Below are 5,307 nucleotides of genomic sequence, written 5' to 3' on the forward strand. Positions count from 1 at the left end.
GCCCAGAACATGGCCAAGCGGGCCGAACGCCTGCTCTCCGGGCTGGAGGCGGTCCGGGTCTCCGACAAGGTGGCCAAGCTGCGCTTCCCCGAGCCCTCCCCGTGCGGCAAGACCCCGCTGATGGCCGAGGGCCTGTCCAAGTCGTACGGCTCACTGGAGATCTTCACCGACGTCGACCTGGCCATCGACCGGGGCTCACGCGTCGTCATCCTCGGCCTCAACGGCGCGGGCAAGACCACGCTGCTGCGGCTCCTCGGCGGCGCCGAGAAGCCCGACACCGGCCAGGTCATCGAGGGCCACGGTCTCAAGCTCGGCTACTACGCCCAGGAGCACGAGACCCTGGACCCGGAGCGCACCGTCCTGGAGAACATGCGCTCCGCGGCGCCCGACCTCGATCTCGTCGAGGTCCGCAAGACCCTCGGGTCCTTCCTCTTCTCCGGTGACGACGTGGACAAGCCCGCCGGAGTGCTCTCCGGCGGCGAGAAGACCCGGCTCGCCCTGGCGACGCTCGTCGTCTCCTCCGCCAACGTGCTGCTGCTCGACGAGCCGACCAACAACCTCGACCCGGCCAGCCGCGAGGAGATCCTCGGGGCCCTGCGCACGTACAAGGGTGCCGTCGTCCTCGTCACCCACGACGAGGGAGCGGTCGAGGCGCTCCAGCCGGAACGGATCATCCTGCTGCCCGACGGGGTCGAGGACCTCTGGGGCGCGGACTACCGGGACCTGGTCGCCCTCGCCTGACCCGCAGGTGCTCCCGGGCGCGGTGAGGAGGTCCGGTGATCCCACGTGTCCGGATCATTCGGCCCATCGGTGATCCATCATCTGGGTGAGCGGGTCTCGTACCCGGGCGCGGCGCCCGGTAAATAGCTGTCGACTGCACTCATTTCGGGTCACCTCACCCCGTAAGGCTCTGACCTGGATCTTTCTCTCGCGGTCCGTCCCGCCGGGCCGTGAGATCGCTTTGAATTCTTGATTCCGCTTGTGCCGGGCCGCTTCGGCACGGGGAAACCCGTCGCACGGACCTTGCCGAATGGGTGGCCATGAAGCCCAGAAGGGGTGATCATGAGAGTTCAGAGCGCACTTCCTTGAGGAGGCACGGGTGGCCGAGACTCTGAAGAAGGGCAGCCGGGTGACCGGCGCCGCGCGCGACAAGCTCGCGGCAGACCTGAAGAAGAAGTACGACTCCGGTGCAAGCATCCGGGCGCTGGCCGAGGAAACCGGCCGCTCCTACGGATTCGTCCACCGGATGCTCAGTGAGTCCGGAGTCACGCTGCGGGGACGCGGCGGAGCGACTCGGGGCAAGAAGGCCGCTTCGGCCTGACGGCGGGCAGCGGTCCGGGGCCGGTCGAGACCGGCTCCGAGGCTCACCGGAACACCGGGTGGCCACCCGGCCGATCGTCAGGTCGTCCGGGTGGTTACTGTTCAGTTACTTACCAGTAAGTGCTGACTGCACCCCCTCCGGAGGCCCTCCATGACCTCGCTCGACTCCGTGCTCGACAAGGACGGCGTACGGCTCACCGTCGAAGACGCGGTTGCCACGGTGACGCTCACCAACCCGGCCAAGCGCAACGCTCAGTCTCCCGCTCTGTGGCGGGCGTTGGCAGAGGCCGGACGGGCGCTCCCCGGCAGTGTGCGGGTCGTCGTGCTGCGCGGTGAGGGCAAGTCCTTCTCCGCGGGACTCGACCGGCAGGCATTCGCACCGGAAGGATTCGACGGCGAGCCTTCCTTCCTCGACATGGCGCGCGGCCCGGAGGCCGAGCTCGACGCGATCATCGCCGAGTACCAGGAGGCCTTCACCTGGTGGCGCCGCAACGACATCGTGTCGATCGCGGTCGTCCAGGGACACGCGATCGGCGCGGGCTTCCAGCTCGCCCTCGCCTGCGATCTGCGGATCGTCGCCGAGGACGTGCAGTTCGCCATGCGCGAGACCAGCCTCGGTCTCGTCCCCGACCTCACGGGCACCCACCCCCTGGTGAACCTCGTGGGCTATGCCCGCGCGCTCGAGATCTGCGCCACCGGGCGCTTCGTGCACGCCGAGGAGGCCGAGCGCACCGGTCTCGCCAACCTCGTGGTCCCCGCGGACCAGCTCGACGCCGCGGGGCACGACCTGGCCGCGGCCCTGCTCGCCGCCCCGCGCGACGCGGTCGTCGAGACCAAGGCGCTGCTGAGCGGCGCGCTTTCGCGTGACTACGAGGAGCAGCGCAGCGCCGAGCGGGCCGCCCAGGGCCGCCGCCTGCGCGACCTCGCCGGCCTCTCCGACTGAACAGCCGGAGACCCGGCACGCACGGCCCCCGCCGTCCGGCGGGGGCCGTGTCACTCCCGGACCACGACGGCCGTGACCAGCACAGCGACCGTCGGACGGCCCTCCACGGCCGCGGTCACCGCCCCGCGCACCGCCCGCGCCACATCGAGTGCCCGGCGGTCCCCGGCCGTCGCGAGCTCCAGCCGGACATGACCCTCCGTGTGCTGCACGGCACCGCCCAGCACCCGCGTCAGCGACACGACGCCCGGAACCCCGGCCGCCGCCGTCGCGGCAGCCCCCTGCGGTGGTGCCGTGAGAATGCCGGCGGGCGGTTCCACGGCCGGTGCCGGCTCCTCCTCCAGCAACTCCGTCACCCGGAGGTCCACCGCGTCGACCACCAGGCCGAGCCGCTGGGCCGCCGCCGTCAGCAGAGCCGCGCGCAACGCGTCCGCCGTCGCGGTCAGCGGCCGCAGCGCCGTCGTGGAGAATCCGGCCTCGATCCGCAGCGGGCCGGGCGGCAGGGCGCTGGGGGGACCCGGCACCGGTGGGTCCAGGGCGTGGTCCTCGTCGGCGGGGGCGATCCTGAGCGTGCCCAGCACGGCCCCCGATCCGGCGGCGGCGTCCCGCAGCACCGTCGCCGCCACTCGTTCCGCGATCCAGGAACCGTCGGCGGGGCCACCCAGAGGGAGCAGTCTGCCCAGGCCGAGCCGTTGGCGTACCGCAGCGGTCCATCCGTCGGCCCGGTGCGGGCTGTCAGCCGTTGTCATTGCTCCACCCTGCCCCATCCACGGCGCGGGACGGGGAAAGCGCACTTACTGTGAGCCACGGAAGTTCAACGCGCCCCGAAGGGAAGAGCGGCGATGACCGAGAGCCCACAGCGGAGCCGGCCCGAGACCCCCGGCAGTGTGCCCGGCGGGGACGACGGCAGGCAGAGCCAGTTCAGCAAGCGCGGCGGGGGAGCCCCCGCGACCCGCGGCCGCACCACGATCGCCGACGGTGTGGTCGAGAAGATCGCCGGAATGGCGGCACGTGACGTCGCCGGTGTCCACGCGATGGGCAGTGGCATCTCCCGGACGTTCGGCGCGGTCCGCGACCGCGTTCCCGGCGGCAACAAGTCCGTGACCCGCGGCGTCAAGGCCGAGGTCGGCGAATCGCAGGCCGCCCTCGATCTGGAGATCGTCGTCGACTACGGCGTGGCGATCGGCGAAGTGGCCCGCGACGTGCGCGAGAACGTCATCGCGGCGGTCGAGCGGATGACGGGCCTGGAGGTCGTCGAGGTCAACATCGCCGTGAGCGACGTGAAACTGCCCGACGAGGAGGACGACGAGGACGAGACCGGGTCCCGCGTCCAGTAGAACTTCCGAGCCGGCAGTTGAGGAGCACACGATGAGCATGGCTGTCGTCGGCCTGGTGGTCGGCATGGCGCTCGGTTTCGCCGGGTACTTCGGCGGGTTCGGGGCCTTTCTGCTGGTGGCCGCGCTGGGTGCGGTCGGCTTCGTCGCCGGCCGCTTCCTGGACGGCGACCTGGAACCCGGCGACTTCTTCCGGAGTCGCGAGCGCGGCGACCGGCGACGGTGACGGGGATGACAGGCCGGGTCGATGCCGCCGGGCGCGGGCAGACCCGGATCGCCGACCGGGTCGTCGCGAAGATCGCCGCGCAGGCGGCCAAGGAGGCGGTCGGTGAGCGGCCCGAGGGCGCCGCCGCGCCGCGCGCCACCGTCACCGTGCACCGGGACACCGCGCGGGTGCGGGTCAGTCTCGACCTCGCCTACCCCTGCGACATCGGCAGTCGGTGCCGGTCGGTGCGGCGCCGCGTGAGCGAGCGGGTGAGAGCCCTGGCGGGGATGGAGGTACCCGAAGTGGCGGTGCAGGTCGAACGGCTGCATCCGTCAGGAGCGGGCACCGCACCGGAGGGGAGCGTCCGATGACCGGGCCGCACGAGCCGGAGAACAGCACGCGGCGCCTGCCCGCCGACGGACCGGCGCCGTCCGGCGGCGTGCTGGAGAGGGACCGGTCCGCGTCGGGTTCCGCGTACGAACCCGTACCCGCGCCGGCGCGGACGGGCGGCAGGGCCGGCCGTTTCTGGTCCGGACGCAGGGTTCCCGCGGCGCTGGCCGCCCTGATCGTCCTCGGCGGTGCCGGGCTCCTGCTCTACGACATCGCGGCGGTGCGGGCCGGCCACCCCGCCATGCGGTGGCGGCGCTCCGTCGCCGGCGACCTGGCGAGCCGTCACCTCGACGACGTGTGGGTCCTGGCAGGGGCCGCCCTCGCGGCCGCACTCGGCCTCTGGCTCCTGCTCCTGGCGCTCACCCCCGGACTGCGTGCCCTGCTCCCGATGAGCCGCCACCATGCCGGTGTACGCGCGGGGCTCGACCGGACCGCCGCCGCCCGCGTCCTGCGTGACCGGGCCGTGAAGGTGGCCGGGGTGCAGTCCGCCCGGGTGAAGGTGAGCCGGCGCAAGGCGGCCGTGCGGGCCCTGTCGCACTTCCGTGAACTCGACGACGTCAGGGCCGACCTGGACGCTGTCCTCGGTACGGCCGTCAGCGAACTGGGCCTGGCACGGCCGCCCGGCCTCTCCGTGCGCGTGCGCCGGCCGGCGAAGAAGGGGTGACCCCGTGATCACATCCGTCAACCGGGTCCTGCTCGGTCTGGCAGGGCTGGTCCTCCTCGCCCTCGGCGGCGCCGTCCTCGCGTCCGGGCTCGGCCTGTCCGTACCCTCCTGGTGGCCCTTCGGCGGCACGGACGACGTGCTGCTCAGCAGGGCGGACCGGACCAGGTGGCGGGACGAGGGCTGGTGGTGGCCCACCGTCATCGCGGTCCTCGCCGTCCTGGTGGTCCTCGCGCTGTGGTGGCTCCTGGCCCAGCTGCGCCGCGGGCGCCTGGCCGAGGTACTGGTCGACAGCGGCGACGGCGAGGGGGCACTGCTGCGCGGCAGGGCTCTGGAGGGAGCGCTCGCCGACGAGGCGGGCGCCCTGGACGGGGTGGCCGGGGCCAAGGCCGCGCTGTCCGGCCGGCGCACCGCCCCACGGGCCCGGGTCCGGCTGCTGCTGGAGCCGCACGCGGCT

9 protein-coding genes are annotated in these 5,307 nt (G+C 72.8%); 8 read left to right on the forward strand and 1 reads right to left on the reverse strand.

The features are described from left to right. From VN520_RS37900 to VN520_RS37910, 3 genes are all read left to right on the forward strand, one after another. Positions 1 to 741 (forward strand): ABC-F family ATP-binding cassette domain-containing protein (locus VN520_RS37900; protein ID WP_325751499.1); only part of this gene is annotated, 741 nt, incomplete at its 5' end. A 358-nt stretch (positions 742 to 1,099) separates the two neighbouring features. Then, entirely contained in the window at positions 1,100 to 1,321 is a 222-nt protein-coding gene (locus VN520_RS37905) for a helix-turn-helix domain-containing protein (RefSeq protein WP_006123601.1), read from the forward strand. A 150-nt stretch (positions 1,322 to 1,471) separates the two neighbouring features. Further along, a complete protein-coding gene (locus tag VN520_RS37910) occupies positions 1,472 to 2,263 on the forward strand; it encodes an enoyl-CoA hydratase/isomerase family protein (RefSeq protein WP_325751500.1) in 792 nt (263 codons plus the stop codon). 50 nt (positions 2,264 to 2,313) lie between these two features. On the opposite strand, the gene VN520_RS37915 is transcribed toward VN520_RS37910, so the two are convergent. Beyond that, positions 2,314 to 3,009 (reverse strand): hypothetical protein, encoded by a 696-nt coding sequence (locus tag VN520_RS37915; RefSeq protein WP_325751501.1) that lies wholly within the window; start codon positions 3,007 to 3,009, stop codon positions 2,314 to 2,316. A gap of 93 nt (positions 3,010 to 3,102) precedes the next feature. Here VN520_RS37915 and VN520_RS37920 point away from each other — a divergent pair, with 93 nt between their 5' ends. From VN520_RS37920 to amaP, 5 genes are all read left to right on the forward strand, one after another. Next, on the forward strand, positions 3,103 to 3,597 hold the full coding sequence (locus VN520_RS37920; protein ID WP_325751502.1) for an Asp23/Gls24 family envelope stress response protein: 495 nt from the start codon (positions 3,103 to 3,105) through the stop codon (positions 3,595 to 3,597). 31 nt (positions 3,598 to 3,628) lie between these two features. Further along, entirely contained in the window at positions 3,629 to 3,820 is a 192-nt protein-coding gene (locus VN520_RS37925; RefSeq protein WP_325751503.1) for a hypothetical protein, read from the forward strand. Beyond that, on the forward strand, positions 3,817 to 4,170 hold the full coding sequence (locus VN520_RS37930) for an Asp23/Gls24 family envelope stress response protein (RefSeq protein WP_325751504.1): 354 nt from the start codon (positions 3,817 to 3,819) through the stop codon (positions 4,168 to 4,170). The genes VN520_RS37925 and VN520_RS37930 overlap by 4 nt, the downstream gene beginning before the upstream one ends. Continuing rightward, complete coding sequence (locus VN520_RS37935; protein ID WP_325751505.1) at positions 4,167 to 4,853, forward strand: DUF6286 domain-containing protein; 687 nt, start codon at positions 4,167 to 4,169, stop codon at positions 4,851 to 4,853. The genes VN520_RS37930 and VN520_RS37935 overlap by 4 nt, the downstream gene beginning before the upstream one ends. Before the next feature lie 4 nt (positions 4,854 to 4,857). Next, positions 4,858 to 5,307 (forward strand): alkaline shock response membrane anchor protein AmaP (gene amaP, locus VN520_RS37940; RefSeq protein ID WP_325751506.1); only part of this gene is annotated, 450 nt, incomplete at its 3' end.

It is taken from the genome of Streptomyces sp. (genome assembly GCF_035563135.1).
Taxonomy (GTDB): domain Bacteria; phylum Actinomycetota; class Actinomycetes; order Streptomycetales; family Streptomycetaceae; genus Streptomyces.

Excerpts from the sequence above, each read along its gene's own strand:
- VN520_RS37935 (WP_325751505.1), top strand. The coding sequence starts at position 4,167 with ATGACCGGGCCGCACGAGCCGGAGAACAGCACGCGGCGCCTGCCCGCC.
- VN520_RS37925 (WP_325751503.1), top strand. The coding sequence starts at position 3,629 with ATGAGCATGGCTGTCGTCGGCCTGGTGGTCGGCATGGCGCTCGGTTTC.
- VN520_RS37920 (WP_325751502.1), top strand. The coding sequence starts at position 3,103 with ATGACCGAGAGCCCACAGCGGAGCCGGCCCGAGACCCCCGGCAGTGTG.
- VN520_RS37910 (WP_325751500.1), top strand. The coding sequence starts at position 1,472 with ATGACCTCGCTCGACTCCGTGCTCGACAAGGACGGCGTACGGCTCACC.
- VN520_RS37915 (WP_325751501.1), bottom strand. The coding sequence starts at position 3,009 with ATGACAACGGCTGACAGCCCGCACCGGGCCGACGGATGGACCGCTGCG.